Here is a 19626-nt window from a genome sequence, read left to right as displayed (position 1 = left end):
CGCCTGCCGTCACCAGTCCCCACCCCTCGTGCGGCTGGCTTTTATCCCTGTGCGACCTTGGTCGTGGACGGGTCGATCCAGCCAATGTTTCCGTCGGGCCGGCGATAGACGATATTGAGATGATCGGTTCCGGCGTTGCGGAAAACGAACACCGGACTGTCCTTGGTATCGAGCTCGATGACCGCCGAGGCCACCGACATAGTCTTAAGCGTCATGGTCGATTCGGCGACGATGGCCGGCGCGAAATCCTCCGGGATCTCCTCGTCGTCATCGGCCAGCGGCGCCATCACCGTATAGGCGATGTCGGTCAACCCGTCATTGCCATTGCCCGAATTGTGCGATTTGAGACGGCGCTTGTAGCGCCGAAGCCGGGTCTCCAGCCGATCGGCCGCGGCCTCGAAGGCCAAGGTCGGATCCTGGGCATCGCCCGTGGCCTGCAGCGAAGCGCCGGAATCCAGCCGGATCATGCAATCCGCCGAATAGCGTGAACCCGATTTGATGACGGTGACGTGTCCCGCAAAACCGCGATCGAAATATTTGCCGATCGCTTCGCCGACACGATCGTTGATGCGTGTGCGGAACGCATCGCCGATATCCATGTGTTTTCCCGATATGCGCAGATTCATCTGAAAACTGACCTTCCTTGCTCAGGCTTCAAACTGGCCCGAGTTTATACTCGTGATCCGTGCGCACAAGCTTTGCGGCGTCACTCGCGCCGATTTAAATCCGAACTTTCCGGTTGATCACAAGCCGCCCTTTTGACCGTCCCGAGGCCATTGTCGTGACGGACCATCCGCTAGCGGGCATCGGGCCCGTCTCATGCGGGCGGGCTTCTAGCCACTTCCCCGCGGCTTGTCAATGAAGCTCGAAAGCTGTGGAAAATCGGGAATTCTTTGTTTGACGCAATTCCTGTGGGAAAACCGCTTCACACTTTTCCTGGAATTGCTTTAACGCCCTGCGCTGGCGAGCGCCCGCTTCTCGCGCCGGCGCTGCACGGAAGACGGAGTATTCATGCCTTCCCGATACTTGGCGACCGTGCGCCGGGCGATATCGACGCCGCTCTCCTTGAGCATGTCGACGATCGCGTCGTCCGAAAGTACATCGACGGGTTTCTCCTCGTCGATCAGCTGCTTGATACGATCCCGCACCGCCTCTGAGGAATGCGCGTCGCCGCCGCCCGACGCGGCGATCGAGGCGGTGAAGAAATAGCGCAGTTCGAACACGCCGCGCGGGGTCAGCATGTATTTGTTGGCGGTGACGCGGCTGACGGTCGATTCGTGCATGCCGATGGCGTCGGCCACCGTGCGCAAATTGAGCGGCTTCAGCTGGCGCACGCCATGGACCAGGAACGCATCCTGCTGGCGCACGATTTCCGAGGCCACTTTGAGGATCGTCTTTGCCCGCTGGTCGAGGCTGCGCGTCAGCCAGTTGGCGTTTTGCAGGCACTCGGCCAGGAAATCCTTTTCCGCCTGGTTCTTCGCGTGCGGCGACACCTGGGCGAAATAGATATGGTCGACCAGCACGCGCGGCAGTGTTTCAGCGTTGAGTTCGACGGTCCAGCTGCCGTCATTGGCCGCGCGCACCTCGACATCGGCGACGATGGCGTCGCTGGCGCCGCCCGAAAACGCCATGCCCGGGCGCGGGTCGAGTGCCCGGATCTCGGCCAGCATGTCGAGCAAATCCTCTTCGTCGACGCCGCAGATCCGCTTCAACGTCTGGAAATCGCGTCGCGCCAGGAGCTCGAGATTGGCAACCAGGGCCTTCATCGCCGGGTCGAGGCGGTCGCGCACCGCAAGCTGCAGCGATAGGCATTCGGCAAGGTCGCGGGCGAACAGGCCGGCCGGATCGAAAGTCTGGCACACCGCCAGCACCTTGGCCACGGCCGCTGCGTCAGTGCCCAGGCGCGCGGCGACCTCGGCCAGGTCAGCGCGTAAATAACCGGCCTCGTCGAGCCCGTCGGCGAGGTCGGCCGCGATCAGTCGCGCCGCCGGATCGGCGAAGGCAAGTGCGACCTGCTCGCCGACATGGTCACGCAAGGTGATGGCGCCCGCCGCCATGTCGCCGGCGTCGAGCCCCTCGGACGAGGAGCCGCCGCCATTGCCGGAAGCCGATTTCCATTGCGCCGTCAGGTCGGGTCCGAGCCGCTCGCTGGTGCCGGGATCGTCGGGAAACAGGTTCTCCAGCGACGTATCGAGTTTCTCCGAGATCGCCTCGGCGCTCCATCCCGCCTCGTTCTCGAACCAGTCGCCCTCGACGGCCGCTTGCGGCTCCGCATCGATCTTCTGCGCCTGGTCGCTCGCCGCGTCATCCTGCGGCTCGGCGCGCTCCAGAAGCGGGTTGCGCTCGATTTCCTCGTCGATGAAGTGCTCGAGTTCGACATGGGTGAACTGCAGCAGCCGAATCGACTGCATCAGCTGCGGCGTCATCACCAGCGACTGCGATTGTCGGAGCTGTAGTTTCGCCGCCAACGCCATGGTTCGGTTTCAAACGCCTCCTCTACGCGTCCTGACTTGCCGCAAATTTCGCGGCCGACCATAGAAACTGGCCCGGCTTTTGCTTGTCAAGGCAAAGCCTAGCAAAAGCCGCTTACCGGAGCGTTATCTCGGAGCAAAATCGCCGAAAATCAGGCCGTCGCACGCAAAAAATCGTGTCAGGAAACAAATTTCACGCCCAAGGCAATTCCAGGCCAAGTGTGTTGCGGCTCGCAATTGCGCGGGAAAAACGCGTCAGAGCGTAAAACCCTCGCCGAGATAAAGCCGCCGCACATCCGGGTTCGCCACCACTTCGTCGGCGCGGCCATGGGTCAGCACCTGACCGGCATGGATGATGTAGGCGCGGTCGATCAGGCCGAGCGTCTCGCGCACATTGTGGTCGGTGATGAGGACACCGATGCCGCGTGCGGTCAGGTGACGCACCAACTGCTGGATATCGGCAACAGCGATCGGATCGATGCCGGCAAAGGGCTCGTCGAGCAGCATGTAGGCCGGGCGCGTCGCCAGCGCGCGCGCGATTTCCAGGCGCCGCCGCTCGCCGCCAGAGAGCGACATGGATGGCGCCTTGCGCAGATGGCTGATGTGGAATTCCTCGAGCAGTTCGTCGAGATTGCGCTCGCGCACCTTGCGGTCCTTTTCGACCACTTCGAGCACGGCGCGGATATTCTGCTCGACATCGAGGCCGCGGAAGATCGACGCCTCCTGCGGCAGATAACCGATGCCGAGACGCGCACGACGATACATCGGCATCGAGGTGACGTCGAAGCCGTCGATCTCGATCGTGCCTTCATCCACCGGCACCAGGCCGGTGACCATGTAGAAACAGGTCGTCTTGCCGGCGCCGTTGGGGCCGAGCAGACCGACGGCCTCGCCGGCACGCACGCCGAGCGTGACGCCGCTGACGACTTTGCGGCCCTTGTAGCTCTTGGTCAGGCCCTTGGCGATCAAGGTTCCCTTGAACTTCGCCTTGTCGACGGTGATCGTGGCCGGAGCCGAAACCTTAGCCGCGGCTCGTCCCGGAAGACGCGCCGTCAGCGATGACAGGCTGGCCATCAGGGGTTCGTCGCTCCCGATTTCGGCGGCGGCGTGATCGACATCTGGACACGCTGCCCAGAGCATGGATCAACCTGGGCCAGCCCGCTTTTCATCTGGACGGTCAGCTTGCAGCCGACCAGGACGTTGTCGTTCTGCGACAGAACGACCTTCTTGCCCGAAAGCACCAGCACCTGACTCTTCATATCGAAGCTGCCCTGATCGCCGGTCGCGACCTGCTGATCCGACTTGATGTAGATCTTGTCGGAGATCTCCAGATGGTCGATGTTGGCCGAGCCCGTCATCGCCGCGCCCGCGGCTTCCGTGCCCTTGGCCGCGGCATTGGGATCCTTGATATAATAGACCATCATCTTGCCGGCCTTCATCAGCGTCGGCCCTTGGACGACGGTGACATTGCCCGTGAAGATGGCGACATTTTCGGCCTGCCGGACTTCAAGCTGTCGCTTTCGATCTGGATCGGCTTGTCGCCAGACAGTTTGAGGCCTGATACCTGACTGGTGGCGCTGGACTGCGCCAGCGACGGCACAAGGCTCAGCAGGAGCAACGCCGAAGTTGCGGCCGCAAGCCGTGTCGAACTATTGAGCCACATTCGCTTCTTCGCCCTTTGCCTCAGCCGCCTTCGCACTGGCGGGATCGATGTTGACGCGCACCCTGTTCTCGAACACCAGGACCTTGCCATTGTCCTGGACCGACAGGGAATTCGCTGTGATCTGCGACCCGCCACTGCTGACGTCGACGGGATCATCCGTCTTCATAGTGCCTTTGCCCATGTCGAGGAAGACCGATTTGAACTTGGCTCGCATGCCGTCGGTCGTGGTGATCGTGACGTCGCTGGTCATTTTCATCGTATTGCCGTCGCGATCGTAGGTACCGCGCGAAGCTTTGATCGCGGCGACATTGTCCGGACCGACCGGCACCTTGGCGTCTATGCCTTCGAGTTCGATGATGCCTTGCGTGTTGACATCCTGTATCGCCCGCAGGGCGGTCATCGATAGGGCTGCTTCTGCTTGGTGAAGCCGTTGAGCTTGGGATTGGCCATCACCAGCTTGCCGTTGGAAAAGGCGGCGCCTTCGGCCTGCACCGCGACGGAGACCGGTGCGGCCAGATAGGAATAGACCGGAAAGGCGACGGCGATTAGCGCCGCGGCCAGGGGCACGGCGAATTTGAGCACGCGCACACGGCGCGAATGACGCTGGGCGCGGTCGAACGCATCGCCCCGCTCCCAGCCATCCGCCGGGGGAGCCAACTCCATCTCGGGGCTGGTCGGTTCATTCGATCGCGCTAACATGACTGCTTTCTTCTAAACCCCTGCCCGCCAGCGAGCACCGCCTATAGGTGGGGGGCCGGCGCCCTCAAGCAAGCACAAGCCCACGAAAACCGCAAAAATGTGACAACTGTTGTTGTACAAACGAAAACGAGGTCGGCACAACAGCCGCCACTTCATAGCAGAAATGAACGTCCTTGCGCCGTTTTTTCATCGCCGCCGTTGCTCCCCTTTACCTTGCGTCCCTTGCGCAGGCCAGTCACAAAACAGACAGCGTTGGGATCGCGGCGGGCGGATTGCCGCGCCATGGGCAAGACGGAACTGCTTCCCGATGAGGACTTCATGGTCTAAAAGCGTCTCTTCCCGCCGACTGTGAGGCTGACCATGGCATTGAGAGCCGACGACCTGATCGACCGCCGCCGTTTGCGGCGCAAGCTGACATTCTGGCGTGTTGCGGCCATCGGCATCGTGGCAATCGGGGTGATTGCGCTGTCGGCCTGGTTCTATCGCGACGATCTTGGCGGCTCGTCTGTCGACCATATCGCCAAGGTCAGGATCGAAGGCACGATCACCGAGGACGAGGAGCTCATCAAGCGGCTGGAGAGCATCCGCAAATCGTCGAAGGTGAAGGGCGTGATCCTGGCGATCGATTCACCCGGCGGCACCACCGTTGGTGGTGAATCCATCTACGAGGAAGTGCGCAAGGTGGCCGCCGACAAACCTGTCGTGGCCGAGGTCGGCACGCTCGCCGCATCGGCGGGCTATATGATCGCAAGTGCCGCCGACCACATTGTCGCCCGCAAGACCTCGATCGTCGGCTCGATCGGCGTGCTGATCCAGTATCCTGACGTCAGCGGCCTGATGGACAAGCTCGGCGTCAAGCTGGAGGAGGTGAAATCCTCGCCGCTCAAGGCCTCGCCGTCTCCCTTCAAGCCGACCAATGACGACGAGCGCGCCATGGTCCGCAAGCTTATCCTCGACAGCTACGACTGGTTCGTCGGCATCGTCGCCGAACGCCGCAAGATGACCCACGAACAGGCGCTGGCGCTCGCCGACGGGTCGATCTTCACCGGCCGCCAGGGTGTCGCCAACGGGCTGATCGACGCCGTCGGCGGCGAGACCGAGGCGGTCGACTGGCTGGCGACCAAGGGTGTCGACGCCAAGCTCAAGGTGGTCGAATGGAAGGATACGGACCGGCGCGGCAGCTTCCTGTGGTCAAAAGCCATGGTGAAAATGGTCGGCAGCGCGGTCGGCCTACCGGACTCCAGCGGCGATATCATCCACGAACTTGGCGCCGACCGCTTGTTTCTTGACGGCCTCGTTTCCGTCTGGCACCCTTGAGCGCGGTTTGGGATAGCTGAAAAAGCCAATAAAATCATCCTCATAATTTCGACCGAACTGCTTTCACGGGGACCCGTCTGATGATCAAGTCCGAACTTGTGCAGATTATTGCCACGCGCAATCCGCATCTTTTCCTGCGCGACGTCGAAAACATTGTCGGCGCGATCTTCGACGAGATCACCGACGCCCTTGCCGAAGGCAACCGGGTCGAGCTGCGCGGCTTCGGTGCTTTTTCGGTGAAAAACCGCCCCGCCCGCACCGGCCGCAACCCGCGCACCGGCGAATCCGTCGAGGTCGAGGAGAAATGGGTGCCGTTCTTCAAGACCGGCAAGGAACTGCGCGAAAGGCTGAACGGCGGCAAGTAGGCGCGCCTTCAGCGCCAGCTTCCGACGGAAAACACAATGCTCAATCGTTTCATGCTCATCGTGGTCTTCGTGCCCCTGGCGATCATTCTGATCGCGCTTGCCGTCGCCAACCGCGAACTCGTCGCCTTCACGCTGGACCCGTTCAATCCCGGCAATCCGAAGCTGACGCTCACCTTGCCGCTGTTCATTTTCCTGTTCCTGGCGCTTGCCATCGGCATGATCGTCGGCAGCCTGGCGACCTGGGTCAAGCAGGGCCGCTACCGCAAGCTGGCGCGCCAGCGCGGCGTCGAGGCGGAAAACCTGCGCCAGGCGGTCAGCCGCGCGCCCTCGGCACCGCAAGGGCCGGTCCCAGGGTCAGCCCAAGGACAGGCATTGCCGAAGCCGACCAATTGATGAGCCGGCCGGCGCCTTTCTTTCCACGGAGCCTTTCATGCTGACCATTTCGGCCGCCGAGGTCGATCATGCGCTGACTTTTCCCGGGCTGGTCGAGACGTTGCGCACAGCGTTCCGCGACGGTGCGGTGCAGCCCGTCAGGCACCATCACCCGGTCGAACGGCCGGATGGTGCGGCCTCGACCTTGCTCTTGATGCCGGCATGGACCGATTTCAACGCCGCCGGCACGTCTTCCGGCGGCCATATCGGCGTCAAGATCGTCACTGTCTCGCCCGACAACAACGCCATCGGCAAGCCGTCGGTGATGGGGCTCTATCTCCTGCTCGATGGTGCCACCGGCGAACCGGAAGCCTTGATCGACGGCCAGCGGCTGACCCAGTGGCGCACGGCCTGCGCCTCGGCGCTGGCGGCTTCCTATCTGGCACGCGAGGACGCCTCCAGGCTGCTGGTGATCGGCGCCGGTGCACTGTCACCCTTTCTCGCCAAAGCGCATTCGGCCGTGCGGCCGATCAAGACCATCCGCATCTGGAACCGGACGTTGGCCAATGCCGAGAAGGTCGCGACCGATCTGCGCGCCGATGGCTTCGCGGCAAGTGCTGCAAGTGATCTCGATGCCGAACTTGGCGAGGCCGACATCATCTCCTCGGCGACGATCACCACCAAGCCGCTGATCAAGGGCGCGCTGCTGAAGCCGGGGGCTCATGTCGACATGGTCGGTGGTTTCACGCCGACCATGCGCGAAAGCGACGACGATGCGATCCGGCGCGCCCGCGTCTATGTCGACACCCGCGCCGGCGCCACCAAGGAGGCCGGCGACATCGTCATCCCGCTTGCGTCGGGCGTGCTGAAGCCGGAAGCCATCCTTGCCGACCTGCACGAACTGGCGCGCGGCGAGAAACAGGGACGCCAAAGTTCCACCGAGATCACGCTGTTCAAGTCGGTTGGCGCAGCACTCGAGGACCTTGCCGCCGGCATTGCCGTCTACAACGCACTCAAGCCGTAGCCTCGGCAAGCTTCTTCGCGGCACCCATCGCCTCGGCGATCAGATGAAAATCGTGATCGTTGATTTCGAACAGGCCGAAGCGAAGCTGATACCCCCAGTTCGACTTGCCTGCGGTGAAGTCCAGCCGGTCGAGCAGCGGCTTGATCGGCGCTTCTTCTGCCGCCATCCACTCGACATCGCGGCGGAACGGCGTGAAGCCGCCGCCCATTTCGCCTTGATAGGGCTCGCCTTCCCGCACCGTGCCGATTGCCGTGAAAGCCTGCAGGCCGTCCTTTTCGCCCAAAACGGTGGTCGGCGAATAATAGACGATGCCATCGCCAGGCTTGACGCGGCGTAGCGGTGCCGCCTTGCCGTGGTTGACCTGCATGAAGCCGTCCTCGCGGCCGCACCGGACATGCTGCGCCGACGCCACCGCGATCCAATACGCGCTCATTTCTGTTCCCCATTAGCCTGTTCCCCGTCGGACAGCCAATAGACGCGCAGGCGGTGATTGTCGGGATCGAGCGCGACGAAAGTGCGGCCGAAATCCATGTCGGTCGGTGTCTGCAGGATCTTCAGCCCGCGCCCCGACCAGTCGGCATGTGCGGCGTCGACCGCTTCGGGCGTCTCCAGCGCAAACACGATCTCGGAACCGCCACCTGCGGCCGCCGCTGCCGGCTCGACCGTATGGCGCGACCAGAGGCCGAGCTTGAAGCCGTCGTCGAGCACGAACAGCACGAAGGTCGGCGCGCTTTCAACCGGCTCGCGCCCCAGCAGAGCGCTGTAGAAGGCGCCGCTCCGCAGCGGCTGGTCGACATAGAGGATGACGAAATTCGGGGTGGTCATGCGTATTCTCCAAAGTTCAGCGCTTCGACGTACTGAACTTAGAATAGGCTACTGTCAGATTCTGGCAGTAGCCCTCATCACCCACGCGGCTTGTCGAGCGTCGCCCGCCATTCCTTGAGCAGCACCTGGCGGCGACGCGGATAGCGCGCATCGATGGCGTTGAGGCCGGATATACGATCGGTACGAAAATGCCGGAAATCCTGCCGCGTCTCGCACCACGCCACCATCACCCGTACCTTGTCGAAGAAGCCGAGCGCGAACGGCCAGACGACGCGTTGCGAAGCAGCACCCCCGGCATCGCGATAGATAAACCGAGTTTTCGTTCGTTGCGGATGGCCTGCCGTACCGTGCCGAGATCGATGCCCTCCACGGCTTGCGCCGGCGGCCCGACCAACAGGGTCGAGGCATCGAGATCCTCGCGTAAATCATCCGGCAGCACGGCCGCAATCTTGGCCAGCGCGTTGGCGGCCGCGGCCGACAGGCGCCGATCCGGCTGCTTGGCGACCCAGCGCGATCCGAGCACGATGGCCTCGATCTCCTCGTCGCTGAACATCAGCGGCGGCAGCATGAAGCCGGGCTTCAGCACATAGCCCAGCCCCGCCTCGCCCTCGATCGGCGCGCCTTGCCCCTGCAACGTGGCGATGTCGCGGTAGAGCGTGCGGATCGAAACGCTCATCTCGTCGGCAAGCGTGCGCCCGCTCACCGGCCGGCGATGCCGGCGCAGGATCTGGATCAGGTCAAGCAGGCGTTCGGAGCGGGACATGATTCTCGTGGTTTGCAGTCTTCACGATAATATATCTCGCTCCGAGGCGCGCCGCCGTCTGAGCTTGACGCCGCCGCGACGTCAGAGGTGGAACACCTTGACCTCGTTGCCGCGTTCCAGGGCCTTGTTGGCCACGAACATCTGCGTCTTCGACATTTCAGCCTCACGCTCGGCAAGGACACGCAGCATCGCTTCCAGCCGGCGCAGCGCGATGACCTTGTTGCGGTGCTGCGAGCGTTCGTTGCGGGCCGTGACGACAATGCCGGTTGGCAGGTGAACGGCCCGCACGGCGCTGTCGGTGGTGTTCTGGTGCTGTCCGCCAGGACCCCCGGCGCGCAAGGTTTCGAAACGGACATCGGACGGTGCGATCGAAACGGTAGCGGCATCCGCCAGATCCACCACCTGCACACCGACGAACCAGTTCTGCCGCTTGTGGCCTGGGCGCACCGGGCTCTTGAAGACGAACTTGACGGTGCCGCAATAGTCCTGCGCGAGCGCTTCGGCGTTGCGGCCCTCGAGGCTCAGCACGGCGGATTTGGCGCCATGCCGGTCCGGTCTGTGACCAAACGTGACCTCGACCGCGCAACCAAGCCGATCGGCCTCCTTCTCGATGATCTCGACCAGCGCCATCAAGGCGATGCGGCATTCGACCGGTCCGTTGCCCGAGGTGACGAGCATGTCAATCGCGGCCATGGTTCGCCCTCCTTGCCACGCGTTCGCGCGATGGCTTCTTGCGCGTTCGGTCGGGCGGACCTTCCATCGCCTTCTTGTAGGTCACCAGCGGTTTCATCGCCGCAAGCGTCACGACCAGGCCGGCATCGGCAAGATCCTGCACCACCTGCCCGGCATCCTTGTAGGCGGAAGCCGCTTCCTCGATGACCAGGTTGCGGTCGTCGCAGATCAACTGCCCGCCCCACGCATTTCTCAGCAAAGCGTCGCGCTCCGACCTGTTGCGCCCGGCACGGCCATGCATGGTGGCACGGTCGTACTTGCGGCCGGCGCCATGCGAAATGCCGCCCAGCGACGGACCCGTCGCGTCGAGTGCCCGCACGACATAGCTCAGGCTGGCACGCGAACCGGCGATCGGTGCGACATCTCCAGCCCGTACCGCGGCCGAGCCCTTGTGGTGGACGAAACGATCGGCCCGGTCGCGGACAAGGTTATGCGGCACATCGGCCACCAGCCGGATTTCGCTGCGCAAGGCGCTGGCCGCGCGCTCGGCGATCAGCCGGCGGTTGAGCGACGCCCAGGTGACGCAAAGGTCATGCTGGCGACGCCAGTCCCTGCCCGCGGCGGACTCAGGATCGAGCCCGACCGTCACTGCCGACTGGAAATCCAGCATCTGTCCGAAGACAAAGGCACCAAGTCCGCGCGAGCCGGAATGCACCAGCAGATAAAGCTTCTGGCGATCGAACAGGCCTTCCCCAGCCACATCGGCCTGGTCGACCGCCTGCAGCTCGCAGAAATGGTTGCCGCCGCCGATCGTGCCCAGCGCTTCCGGATAGAGATCCGTCGGCAAATCCGAGGCGGCGAGCGCCGCATGCGGATCGATGTCTTCGGCTTCGATCCGGCGCAGGCATTCGACGGCCTTGTCGATCCTGAGCTTACGCAATGGCAGATCGAGCTCGAACAGTGACATGCCGCAGCCAATGTCATTGCCGATCAGTTGCGGATGCAGACGCTGCGACAACACGGCAATGCCGGTCGGACCGTATTTGCCGGGATGCAGGTCCGGAAAGGCCGCAACCGAAGTGACGCCGGGCAAGGCCGCGACGGTTTTCAGCTGCTGAAGTGCCGCGCCTTCGATCCATGTCTGCGGCGAAAAACAATGCTGGATATGCGCGGCAGGCGCGGCGCACGACGAAGGGAGGCCTGGGCCCCCGATAAAATTGCCCATGATAAGAACACTTCTGGATAAGGTCACAAACCGGACGCCGTCAGGCATCCGTTCGACCGGCTTCAGTCAGCGAAATGCTGGCTTACGCCGGAACCCTCGAGGGGTGCGCGGTGAAGATGCTCGTCATCTTTCGCTCCCATTCCAGAAACAACAATGGCGCCCTCATAAACCAAGCGCGCGAAAAAACAAGCGCGATGCCGCAACACCGCCGCCCACTTCGAAGACGAAGGCTTCCAGCTGCACCAATCGACCTGCGGGCCATCGCTTGTTGCACCGCCGCTGTCCTCATGCCAAAAGCGGCACGCCGCTCGGAGATGCTCCTGCTTGAAGTCTTTTCGCGACAAACGCCGCGACAACCGCCCGCCCGCGAAAGGCGGAGCCGGAGAGGCGCGTCCTCACGAGACGCGTGGGGCCCCACGGCCGGACGCCAGGCCGCGTGGGCGGGCTGAGATCAGAAACGACGATCGCACCGAACCGAAATCCGCACCGCGCATCCTCGCCCGCCGCGAAGGGGCGCTGCCCGCTGAACAACTTCCGGTAATCCTCGAAGTGGCGCCCAACGCTGATTACGCACTGCTCGACAGTGGTGCCGGCCAAAAACTCGAACAATACGGCCCTTATCGCATCGTCCGGCCCGAGGGCCAGGCGATCTGGCAGAAAGCCTTGCCGGCAAAAGATTGGGAGCGTGCCGACGCCATCTTCACCGGCGACACCGACGAGGAAGGCATCGGCCGCTGGCGTTTCCCGAAGACGCCGCTCGGTGAGACCTGGCCGATGAAGCATGACGGCATCGATTATCTCGGCCGTTTCACCTCGTTCCGCCATGTCGGCGTCTTTCCCGAGCAGGCCTCGCACTGGGACCATATGGCCGGGCTGATCGCGGCGGCGAAGCGGCCGGTCAAGGTGCTCAACCTGTTCGGCTATACCGGCCTCGCCTCGCTGGTGGCGGCCCGTGCCGGCGCCGAAGTCACCCATGTCGATGCCTCGAAGAAGGCGATCGGCTGGGCGCGTGAAAACCAGGAGATGGCAGGGCTTGGCGGCAAGCCGATCCGCTGGATCGTCGACGACGCGGTGAAATTCGCCGAGCGCGAAGAGCGCCGCGGCAGCCGCTACGACATCATCCTGTTCGACCCGCCGGCCTATGGCCGCGGCCCAAGGGCGAGGTCTGGCAATTGTTCGAGGACCTGCCGGATCTGACCGACCTCTGCCGCGCGATCCTGACCCCAAAGCCGCTTGCCGTGGTGCTGACCGCCTATTCGATCCGCGCCTCCTTCTTCGCCATCCATGCCTTAATGCGCGATACCTTTGCCGGCATGGGCGGCAGGGTCGAGTCGGGTGAGCTGATCATCCGCGAAAAGTCCGCCGGCAGGGCGCTTTCGACCTCACTGTTTTCGCGCTGGGTGGCCTGAATGCCCGGGAGTCCTGAATGAACGAGCGGCACGTCGGCGCACCCGGCCAGGTGAAGGAAGTCACCAGCCTCGCCAATCCGCTGATCAAGGACATCAAGGCACTCGCCTTGAAGAAGTTCCGCGACCAGCAGAACGCCTTCATGGCCGAGGGGCTGAAGCTGGTGATCGATGCGCTCGACCTGGGCTGGCAGATCAGGACGCTGGTGTTCGCCAAGGCCGGACGCGGCAATGCCGCCGTGGAAAAGGTCGCGGCGCGCACGGTAGCCGCCGGCGGCACGGTGCTCGAAGTGTCGGAAAAGGTGCTTGTCGCCATCACCCGCCGCGATAATCCGCAAATGGTGGTCGGCGTCTTCACGCAGAAATTCCTGGCCCTCAGGGAAATCCGTGCCGACAATGGCGATGTCTGGGTGGCGCTCGATCGGGTGCGTGACCCCGGCAATCTCGGCACTGTCATCCGCACCGTCGATGCCGTCGGCGCCAAGGGCGTCATCCTGGTCGGCGACACCACCGATCCGTTTTCCGTCGAGACGGTGCGCGCCACGATGGGGTCGATTTTCGCCGTGCCGGTGGCGAAGGCAACGACCGAGGCTTTCCTTGCCTGGCGCGGCGGCTTTTCGGGCCTCGTCGCCGGCACCCATCTAATGGGTGCGGTCGACTACCGCTCTGTCGATTTTTCTCGCGGACCGGTGCTGCTGATGATGGGCAATGAGCAGCAGGGCCTGCCGGAAAGCCTGGCGGCGAGTTGCGACAGGCTGCTCAGGATTCCGCAGGCGGGCCGCGCCGATTCGCTCAATCTCGCCGTCGCCACCGGCATCATGCTGTTCGAGATCCGGCGCGGCGCGCTGAAGCTCGAACCAATCGCCGACCAGCAATGAAGGTTGCCCGCCCGTGAGATCATGGTCCCCCTACGCGCTGCTCGTTGTCGCGGCAATCGCGCTCGATCAGTGGATAAAACATCTGGTCGAGACCGGCCTGCCCTTCCAGGAGAAGCTCGATCTGGTGCCGTTCCTGGCGCTGTTTCGCACCTACAATACCGGCATCGCCTTCTCGATGTTCTCCTCCTTCGGCGACACCGGCCTCGTGGTCATCGCCGTACTGGTCGTGGCTTTCGTGCTCTATCTCGCCACCCGCACGCCATCAGGCCACGTCATCGCGCGCACCGGCTTTGCCCTGATCATCGGCGGCGCGCTGGGCAATCTGATCGACCGCGCCGTCTACGGTCACGTCATCGACTACATCCTGTTCCACACGCCGGTCTGGTCCTTTGCCATCTTCAACCTCGCCGATGCCTTCATTTCAGTGGGCGCGGCACTGGTCGTTTTCGACGAACTCATCGGCTGGCGGCGCGAGCCCAAGACTTCGAATGCCAAGTCTTCGAACGCCAAGTCTTCGAACGCCAAGCCTTCCAAAGATTGACCCCGCGCGGCCATCGCCGCACAGTCCAGGACGCCAAGCAAGCTCGCGGAGAAAAGATGTCCGAAACCTTCAAAGCCATCCTCGTCTCGCGCGACGCCGATAAGAAACAGTCGGTCGCCGTGACCGACCTCACCGACGCCGACCTGATGGAGGGCGACGTCATCGTCGCGGTCGAGGCGACGACGGTGAACTACAAGGATGGGCTGGCCATCACGGGCAAGGCGCCGGTGGTTCGCCGCTGGCCGCTGGTGCCGGGCATCGACTTCGCCGGCACGGTCATCTCGTCCTCCAATCCCGACTGGCGCAAGGGGGACAAGGTCATCCTGAATGGCTGGGGTGTCGGCGAGACGCATTTCGGCGCCTATGCCGGGCGTGCCCGCGTCAAGGGCGACTGGCTGGTGCCGCTGCCGCAAGGCATCAGCGCCCATGACGCGATGGCGGTCGGCACCGCCGGCTACACAGCCATGCTCTGTGTCATGGCGCTGGAGCGGCACGGCATCCTGCCCGACCGCGGCCCGGTCGTGGTGACGGGTGCCGCCGGCGGCGTCGGTTCGGTCGCGGTCTCCATCCTGTCCAGCCTCGGCTACCATGTCATTGCGTCGACCGGGCGCAATGCCGAAAGCCCCTATCTGATCAACCTCGGCGCCGCCGAGGTGATCTCGCGCGACGAACTCAGCCAGCCCGCCAAGCCACTGGCCAAGGAACGCTGGGCCGGCGGCATCGATTCGGTCGGCAGCCACACGCTGGCCAATGTGCTGTCGATGACCTCCTATGGCGGCGCGGTTGCGGCTTGCGGCCTGGCCGGCGGCATGGATCTGCCGTCGAGCGTCGCCCCCTTCATCCTGCGCGGCGTCTCGCTGCTCGGCATCGATTCGGTGATGGCGCCGAAGGCTGTGCGCCTGGAGGCCTGGCGGCGCATCGGCGCCGATCTCGACCTGGAGAAGCTCGCCAGCCTGTCCACGACCATCGGCTTCGGCGGCATCATCGATGCCGCGCGCGATATCGTCGACGGCAAGATCCGCGGACGCGTCGTCGTCGACATGTAGACCCGCCTGGCCGGTCGCACGCAGCGGACGGAATTGCCAGATCCGGTGGCAAATCCGCCGCTACCGGGGCAAAAACGCCCTATCCGCTAAAATTCGAACGATCCGCCGCAATTTTCCATAATCTCTGTCTGGCAAGGGTTTCGCATGATCGCGGAATCCGACAGCCAGCAGGCAAACAAAGGCGACGATGTCGATGCGGTTCCGGCGCCGGCGCGGCGGTTTATCGCCGCGCCGCCGCTGGTGCCCGAGCAGCCATTGGCCAGTCGGGAAAGCCTGCCGCTGCTCACCTTCGTTGCCATCATGGTTCTGGCGGGCCTCGCGCATCTGACCGGGGCGCCGATCTTCATCAGCCTCGCCTTGCTGGCCACCGGCCTCGCCGGCCTTGGCCTGCATCTGCATGCCAGGCGCAGCGTCCACCGGACCGTGGTGCTGCTGGACGAGACCACCGCCCGCAGCCGCGCCGAGATCGAGACGCTGGCCGACCGCATGTGGGAAATGCAGGAAAGCGAGGAGCGCTTTCGCGGTCTCATCGACGCGCTTGGCGATCTCGTCATCCATCGCGACCGCGACGGCTACATCGTCTATGCCAACAAGGTGTTCGCCGATCTGGTCGAAACCGATCAGCGCGATCTTGCCGGCAAGACCTTGGCCGAACTCGGCATCGAGGTCGGCATCGTCCCCGACGCCGCCTTTTCCGACCATGAGTGCCTGAGTTCCACCGACGTTGCCATCCGCACGCCAAGCGGCCCGCGCTGGTTCTCGTGGATCGAACTGTCGGTGCGCGACAAGGAGAGCGGAGCGGTTTCGCATCGCGCCATCGCCCGCGACATCACCGCCCGCAAGCGCGCCGAATCCTCGCTGATCACCGCGCGTGAGCGGGCCGAATACGCAAGCCAGGCCAAATCGCGCTTTCTCGCCACCGTCAGCCATGAAATCCGCACGCCGATGAACGGCATCATGGGCATGGCGAGGCTCCTGGCCGACACCAGCCTGTCGCCGGAACAGCAGACCTATGTCGGCGCCATCTCGACCTCGGCCAGCGCCTTGCTCGCCCTGATCGAGGACCTGCTCGACTATTCCAAGATCGAGGCCGGTCGTTTCGATCCGGAACCGCAGCCAATGTCGGTGCGCGAGATCGCCGACAACATCGTCGAATTGCTCGCCGCGCGCGCCTTCGCCAAGGGTATCGGCCTCGGCTGCCATGTCGAACCGGATGTACCGCAATTGATCACCGCCGATCCGGGCCGCGTCAGGCAGGTGTTGCTCAACCTGATCGGCAACGCCATCAAGTTCACCGACAGCGGCGGCGTGCTGGTCAGCGTCGCGCGCGCCCGCACCGAGACCAGCGACCGCATCTGTTTCACCATCACCGACACCGGCCCCGGCCTGCGCGAGGAGGACATGGAGCGCATCTTCGAGGAGTTCGAGCAGGCCGACGGCACCTCGACGCGCGCGCATGGCGGGGCGGGGCTGGGACTTGCCATCTCCAAGCGCCTGGTGGCTGCCATGGGCGGCACGATTTCGGTCTCCAGCCGGCTTGGCCAAGGATCGGAATTCGTCTTCGAAATCCCGGCCACGGAGGCCACCGGGGCGCCGCAGGGCCGGCAGAACGTGCTTGCCGGCAGGCGCGCGGTGATCCTGTCCAGGAACGCCGTCGAGGCCGACGCCATCGCCCGCACCATCCGCGCCAATGGCGGCACGGCCGGTATCGCCACCACCGTGGCGCAGGCCGCGCCCTTGGCCGAGGGCTGCGACGTGCTTCTGGTCGACGCGGCCATGGAGGAGAGCGACGGGAGAGTGCTCAAGCGGTTGCGCCAAAGCGGCTTTTCCGATTGCGAAGCCATCACGCTGATCGCGCCGACCGACCGCGGCATGCTTGGCGAGTTCCGCGCCAGCGGCTACGCGACCTTCCTGGCCCGACCGGTGCGCGGTGGAACACTTTTGCGTGTCCTTTTGACCAGCCATGCACCGGCCCTTGCCCAGCCACAGCCGGAAAAGCGCCGCACCCCGGCGCTTCGCGCCTCAAGCGACCGCCAGCAAGGCCTGTCCGTGCTGATCGCCGAAGACAACGACATCAATGCCATGCTGGCCCGCGCCACGCTGTTGAAGGCGGGGCACCGCGTCAAGGTGGTCGGCAATGGCAAAGCCGCCGTCGAAGCCGTCACTGGCGCCGGGCACAAGCACCGCTTCGACGTTGTGCTGATGGACCTGCATATGCCGATCATGGACGGGCTGGACGCCATTGCCGCGATCCGCCGCCATGAGGAGGAAATATCAGCGCCGCCCGTACCGATCATGGTGCTGTCGGCCGACAGCCAGGAAAAGACCCGCCATGCGGTGCTCGCCCATGGCGCCAGCGGCTTCGTCACCAAGCCGCTCGACCCCGACGCGCTGGTCAATGCCGTCGAGGGCCAGGTCGCCGCTTGATCTGCTTTTTCCATCCGTGCGGTTGATGCATGTCACTCAAAAGTGACCGCCGATTTGCGAGGACGATGTGCATGAAAACAAGGACCTTGAGCGCTACGCATGGGGTTCGCGCGGACGAGACATGCCTCGGCTCTCCTCACCGAACGTAGCCGGTTGACCGTTTTCGCCAGCCGACGAAGTATTGCCCGCGACGCCGTATCACGGTACTGTCACAATCCTGTTGCACCTACACCGTATCCCCGTGCCAAGAGGGATGGCTCGAAGGAGAATCACTCGTGCATACAGTTATGCCGGAATGTGACACTCGGCCAAACGCCAGCAGCGCCTTGCTTGCCGGACGTAATGTCGATTCCGTCATAAAAGGCGCAGCACTCGGCCGTATCGGCAATCTCGAAGTGCGGCTCGCCCGCAACGAGGCCGAGATCGCGGCCGCGCAGGAAGTGCGCTACCGGGTATTTTACGACGAGCTTGGCGCCCGGAAGGACCTCTTCCAGGCGCAGGACCGTCGCGACGCCGACCGCTTCGATCCGCTCTGCGATCATCTTCTGGTCCTGGATACGACGCTTTCCGGTCCCGAACATCGCCGTATCGTCGGTACCTATCGCCTGCTGCGGCAAGAAATCGCGGCCACCGCCGGCGGCTTCTATTCCGAAGGCGAGTTCGAGCTGACCAAGCTCATCGCCCGTCATCCCGGCCAGCGTTTTCTCGAACTCGGCCGCTCCTGCGTTTTGCCGCAATACCGTTCGAAGCGCACCATCGAGGCGCTGTGGCAAGGCATCTGGGCCTACATCAACCACTACGAAATCGGCGTGATGACCGGCTGCGCTTCCTTCCATGGCACCGTGCCGGCCGCTCACGCGGAGGCGCTCACCTATCTTGCCCATCACTGCCGCACCAACTCCGCCTGGGACGTGCGCGCGGTTTCCGATCGGTACTGCTCCATGGATCTGATGCCGATCGAGGCGGTCAATGCCAAAGCAGCGATCGCGGCAATGCCGCCTCTGGTCAAGGGCTATCTGAGGGTCGGCGCCCGCATCGGCGATGGCTGCGTCATCGACCGCGAATTCTCGACCGTCGACGTCTTCGTGGTGATGCCGGTCAAGGAGATCGGCGCCCGCTACGTCAACTATTATGGCGGCGAAGCGCAGCGCTTCGCGGCGTAGCGAATAGCGAATAGCGAATAGCGAATAGCGAATAGCGAATAGCGAATAGCGAATAGCGAATAGCGAGAGCTACGCCGCAATCCCGAGGACTGCTATCCCTATTCGCTACTCCCTATTCGCTACTCACTTCTTTTCACGGAATATCTTCCGGCCGTCGGCCGGGCCGGCTCTTGTAGGACGGAAACGACCAGCCGAAACGCAGCGCGCCGCCGCGTACGGCGAGTGCCACGACGAAGCCGGCCAGCCCCGAGACGATCTGCGGCAATCCGGTGACATCGCCCAGTGTGAAGATGGCGGCGCCCGCCAGGGCGGCCGTGACGTAGATTTCCGGCCTCAGCAGCACCGATGGCTCGCCGGCCAGGAGATCGCGCAATATGCCACCGAAGGTCGCGGTGAGCATGCCGGTGATGATCGAAACCACCGGCGAACCGGTGATTGCCAGGCCTTTTGCCGCGCCCATCACCGAAAAGGCGGCCAGCCCGATGGCGTCGAGCCACAGCAACAGCTTGTAGCGGGATTCGACGCGGTGCGCGGTGAAGAAGACCAGAACCGCCACGACAGCGCAGATCAGCACATAGTCGCGGTTTCCCACCCAGAAGACCGGCACATTGAGGATGAGATCACGAAAGGTCCCTCCGCCAATGCCGGTGACGCTGGCCAGGAACAGGAACCCGATAATGTCGAGCTGCTTACGCGAAGCCGCCAACGCCCCGGTCGCCGCAAAAACGGCGACGCCGGCATAGTCGAGAAGGGCGATGGGATGCATGAG

Annotated in this window: 17 protein-coding genes and 4 pseudogenes; 10 read left to right on the top strand and 11 right to left on the bottom strand. The window is 63.8% G+C overall.

What is annotated here, in order from left to right; all coding sequences use genetic code 11:
- Nucleotides 1-41: 41 nt before the first annotated feature.
- The 5 genes and pseudogenes from hpf to lptC all read right to left on the bottom strand — a co-directional run bounded on the left by hpf (nt 42) and on the right by lptC (nt 4833).
- Nucleotides 42-626: a ribosome hibernation-promoting factor, HPF/YfiA family gene (gene hpf, locus AC0V8S_RS10225; RefSeq protein WP_095199513.1), complete on the bottom strand. Its 585-nt coding sequence runs from the start codon at nt 624-626 to the stop codon at nt 42-44.
- A gap of 321 nt (nt 627-947) precedes the next feature.
- Nucleotides 948-2474, bottom strand: a complete 1527-nt coding sequence (gene rpoN / locus AC0V8S_RS10220; RefSeq protein WP_475437599.1) for an RNA polymerase factor sigma-54 — start codon at nt 2472-2474, stop codon at nt 948-950.
- Nucleotides 2475-2726: 252 nt separating this feature from the next.
- Entirely contained in the window at nt 2727-3545 is an 819-nt protein-coding gene (lptB, locus tag AC0V8S_RS10215; protein ID WP_475437598.1) for an LPS export ABC transporter ATP-binding protein, read from the bottom strand.
- Nucleotides 3545-4134 (bottom strand): annotated as a pseudogene (locus tag AC0V8S_RS10210) (LptA/OstA family protein). Before AC0V8S_RS10210 ends, lptB begins: the two are co-directional and overlap by 1 nt.
- Nucleotides 4121-4833 (bottom strand): annotated as a pseudogene (gene lptC / locus AC0V8S_RS10205) (LPS export ABC transporter periplasmic protein LptC). The pseudogenes AC0V8S_RS10210 and lptC overlap by 14 nt, the downstream one beginning before the upstream one ends.
- 360 nt (nt 4834-5193) lie before the next feature.
- On the opposite strand from lptC, the gene sppA reads away from it, so the two are divergent.
- From sppA to lhpI, 4 genes are all read left to right on the top strand, one after another.
- Nucleotides 5194-6150 (top strand): signal peptide peptidase SppA, encoded by a 957-nt coding sequence (gene sppA / locus AC0V8S_RS10200; RefSeq protein WP_183463135.1) that lies wholly within the window; start codon nt 5194-5196, stop codon nt 6148-6150.
- Between the two features lie 80 nt (nt 6151-6230).
- Nucleotides 6231-6515: an integration host factor subunit beta gene (locus AC0V8S_RS10195; protein WP_006200394.1), complete on the top strand. Its 285-nt coding sequence runs from the start codon at nt 6231-6233 to the stop codon at nt 6513-6515.
- 36 nt (nt 6516-6551) lie between these two features.
- Nucleotides 6552-6908 carry a DUF1049 domain-containing protein gene (locus tag AC0V8S_RS10190; RefSeq protein WP_183463137.1) on the top strand — a complete coding sequence of 119 codons (357 nt, stop codon included), beginning with the start codon at nt 6552-6554 and terminating at the stop codon, nt 6906-6908.
- Between the two features lie 37 nt (nt 6909-6945).
- Nucleotides 6946-7911 carry a bifunctional Delta(1)-pyrroline-2-carboxylate/Delta(1)-piperideine-2-carboxylate reductase gene (lhpI, locus tag AC0V8S_RS10185; RefSeq protein ID WP_183463139.1) on the top strand — a complete coding sequence of 322 codons (966 nt, stop codon included), beginning with the start codon at nt 6946-6948 and terminating at the stop codon, nt 7909-7911.
- Here the strand turns inward: lhpI and AC0V8S_RS10180 are convergent.
- The 5 genes and pseudogenes from AC0V8S_RS10180 to AC0V8S_RS10160 form a co-directional block, all read right to left on the bottom strand.
- Nucleotides 7901-8344, bottom strand: coding sequence for an EVE domain-containing protein (locus tag AC0V8S_RS10180; protein WP_183463141.1), 444 nt, complete (start codon nt 8342-8344; stop codon nt 7901-7903). The two genes, lhpI and AC0V8S_RS10180, sit on opposite strands and share 11 nt — an antisense overlap.
- A complete protein-coding gene (locus AC0V8S_RS10175; protein WP_183463143.1) occupies nt 8341-8736 on the bottom strand; it encodes a VOC family protein in 396 nt (131 codons plus the stop codon). Before AC0V8S_RS10175 ends, AC0V8S_RS10180 begins: the two co-directional genes overlap by 4 nt.
- A 77-nt stretch (nt 8737-8813) precedes the next feature.
- Nucleotides 8814-9499, bottom strand: a pseudogene (locus AC0V8S_RS10170) (helix-turn-helix transcriptional regulator).
- Nucleotides 9500-9580: 81 nt separating this feature from the next.
- Nucleotides 9581-10192: a peptide chain release factor H gene (prfH, locus tag AC0V8S_RS10165; protein WP_475437597.1), complete on the bottom strand. Its 612-nt coding sequence runs from the start codon at nt 10190-10192 to the stop codon at nt 9581-9583.
- Nucleotides 10179-11396 carry an RNA ligase RtcB family protein gene (locus tag AC0V8S_RS10160; protein ID WP_475437596.1) on the bottom strand — a complete coding sequence of 406 codons (1218 nt, stop codon included), beginning with the start codon at nt 11394-11396 and terminating at the stop codon, nt 10179-10181. The genes prfH and AC0V8S_RS10160 overlap by 14 nt, the downstream gene beginning before the upstream one ends.
- 324 nt (nt 11397-11720) lie before the next feature.
- On the opposite strand from AC0V8S_RS10160, the pseudogene AC0V8S_RS10155 reads away from it, so the two are divergent.
- The 6 genes and pseudogenes from AC0V8S_RS10155 (at nt 11721) to olsB (ending at nt 18857) form a co-directional block, all read left to right on the top strand.
- Nucleotides 11721-12805, top strand: a pseudogene (locus AC0V8S_RS10155) (RsmD family RNA methyltransferase).
- Nucleotides 12806-12822: 17 nt separating this feature from the next.
- Nucleotides 12823-13680, top strand: coding sequence for a TrmH family RNA methyltransferase (locus AC0V8S_RS10150; protein ID WP_183463146.1), 858 nt, complete (start codon nt 12823-12825; stop codon nt 13678-13680).
- Between the two features lie 13 nt (nt 13681-13693).
- Nucleotides 13694-14221 (top strand): signal peptidase II, encoded by a 528-nt coding sequence (gene lspA / locus AC0V8S_RS10145; RefSeq protein WP_475437595.1) that lies wholly within the window; start codon nt 13694-13696, stop codon nt 14219-14221.
- Between the two features lie 56 nt (nt 14222-14277).
- The gene (gene acuI, locus AC0V8S_RS10140) at nt 14278-15267 is read left to right on the top strand and encodes an acrylyl-CoA reductase (NADPH) (protein WP_475437594.1); all 990 of its coding nucleotides are present in this window, start codon (nt 14278-14280) and stop codon (nt 15265-15267) included.
- A 144-nt stretch (nt 15268-15411) separates the two neighbouring features.
- Complete coding sequence (locus AC0V8S_RS10135) at nt 15412-17694, top strand: ATP-binding protein (protein ID WP_475437593.1); 2283 nt, start codon at nt 15412-15414, stop codon at nt 17692-17694.
- A gap of 287 nt (nt 17695-17981) precedes the next feature.
- Entirely contained in the window at nt 17982-18857 is an 876-nt protein-coding gene (gene olsB / locus AC0V8S_RS10130; protein ID WP_056577807.1) for a l-ornithine N(alpha)-acyltransferase, read from the top strand.
- Nucleotides 18858-18990: 133 nt separating this feature from the next.
- Here olsB and AC0V8S_RS10125 read toward each other — a convergent pair whose 3' ends face one another.
- Nucleotides 18991-19623 carry a trimeric intracellular cation channel family protein gene (locus AC0V8S_RS10125; RefSeq protein ID WP_095199529.1) on the bottom strand — a complete coding sequence of 211 codons (633 nt, stop codon included), beginning with the start codon at nt 19621-19623 and terminating at the stop codon, nt 18991-18993.
- Nucleotides 19624-19626: the final 3 nt, after the last annotated feature.

It is taken from the genome of Mesorhizobium oxytropidicola, assembly GCF_056174625.1.
The sequence above is the reverse complement of the archived record's forward strand: the minus strand, read 5'-3'. Positions and strand labels throughout refer to the sequence as shown.

What these genes read in the sequence shown, in the direction of transcription:
- lptB (WP_475437598.1), bottom strand. Translation starts at nt 3,545, where the DNA reads ATGGCCAGCCTGTCATCGCTGACGGCGCGTCTTCCGGGACGAGCCGCG.
- acuI (WP_475437594.1), top strand. Translation starts at nt 14,278, where the DNA reads ATGTCCGAAACCTTCAAAGCCATCCTCGTCTCGCGCGACGCCGATAAG.
- AC0V8S_RS10160 (WP_475437596.1), bottom strand. Translation starts at nt 11,396, where the DNA reads ATGGGCAATTTTATCGGGGGCCCAGGCCTCCCTTCGTCGTGCGCCGCG.
- AC0V8S_RS10190 (WP_183463137.1), top strand. Translation starts at nt 6,552, where the DNA reads ATGCTCAATCGTTTCATGCTCATCGTGGTCTTCGTGCCCCTGGCGATC.
- AC0V8S_RS10195 (WP_006200394.1), top strand. Translation starts at nt 6,231, where the DNA reads ATGATCAAGTCCGAACTTGTGCAGATTATTGCCACGCGCAATCCGCAT.
- AC0V8S_RS10150 (WP_183463146.1), top strand. Translation starts at nt 12,823, where the DNA reads ATGAACGAGCGGCACGTCGGCGCACCCGGCCAGGTGAAGGAAGTCACC.
- hpf (WP_095199513.1), bottom strand. Translation starts at nt 626, where the DNA reads ATGAATCTGCGCATATCGGGAAAACACATGGATATCGGCGATGCGTTC.
- AC0V8S_RS10180 (WP_183463141.1), bottom strand. Translation starts at nt 8,344, where the DNA reads ATGAGCGCGTATTGGATCGCGGTGGCGTCGGCGCAGCATGTCCGGTGC.
- AC0V8S_RS10135 (WP_475437593.1), top strand. Translation starts at nt 15,412, where the DNA reads ATGATCGCGGAATCCGACAGCCAGCAGGCAAACAAAGGCGACGATGTC.
- AC0V8S_RS10175 (WP_183463143.1), bottom strand. Translation starts at nt 8,736, where the DNA reads ATGACCACCCCGAATTTCGTCATCCTCTATGTCGACCAGCCGCTGCGG.
- olsB (WP_056577807.1), top strand. Translation starts at nt 17,982, where the DNA reads ATGCCGGAATGTGACACTCGGCCAAACGCCAGCAGCGCCTTGCTTGCC.
- lhpI (WP_183463139.1), top strand. Translation starts at nt 6,946, where the DNA reads ATGCTGACCATTTCGGCCGCCGAGGTCGATCATGCGCTGACTTTTCCC.
- AC0V8S_RS10125 (WP_095199529.1), bottom strand. Translation starts at nt 19,623, where the DNA reads ATGCATCCCATCGCCCTTCTCGACTATGCCGGCGTCGCCGTTTTTGCG.
- sppA (WP_183463135.1), top strand. Translation starts at nt 5,194, where the DNA reads ATGGCATTGAGAGCCGACGACCTGATCGACCGCCGCCGTTTGCGGCGC.
- prfH (WP_475437597.1), bottom strand. Translation starts at nt 10,192, where the DNA reads ATGGCCGCGATTGACATGCTCGTCACCTCGGGCAACGGACCGGTCGAA.
- rpoN (WP_475437599.1), bottom strand. Translation starts at nt 2,474, where the DNA reads ATGGCGTTGGCGGCGAAACTACAGCTCCGACAATCGCAGTCGCTGGTG.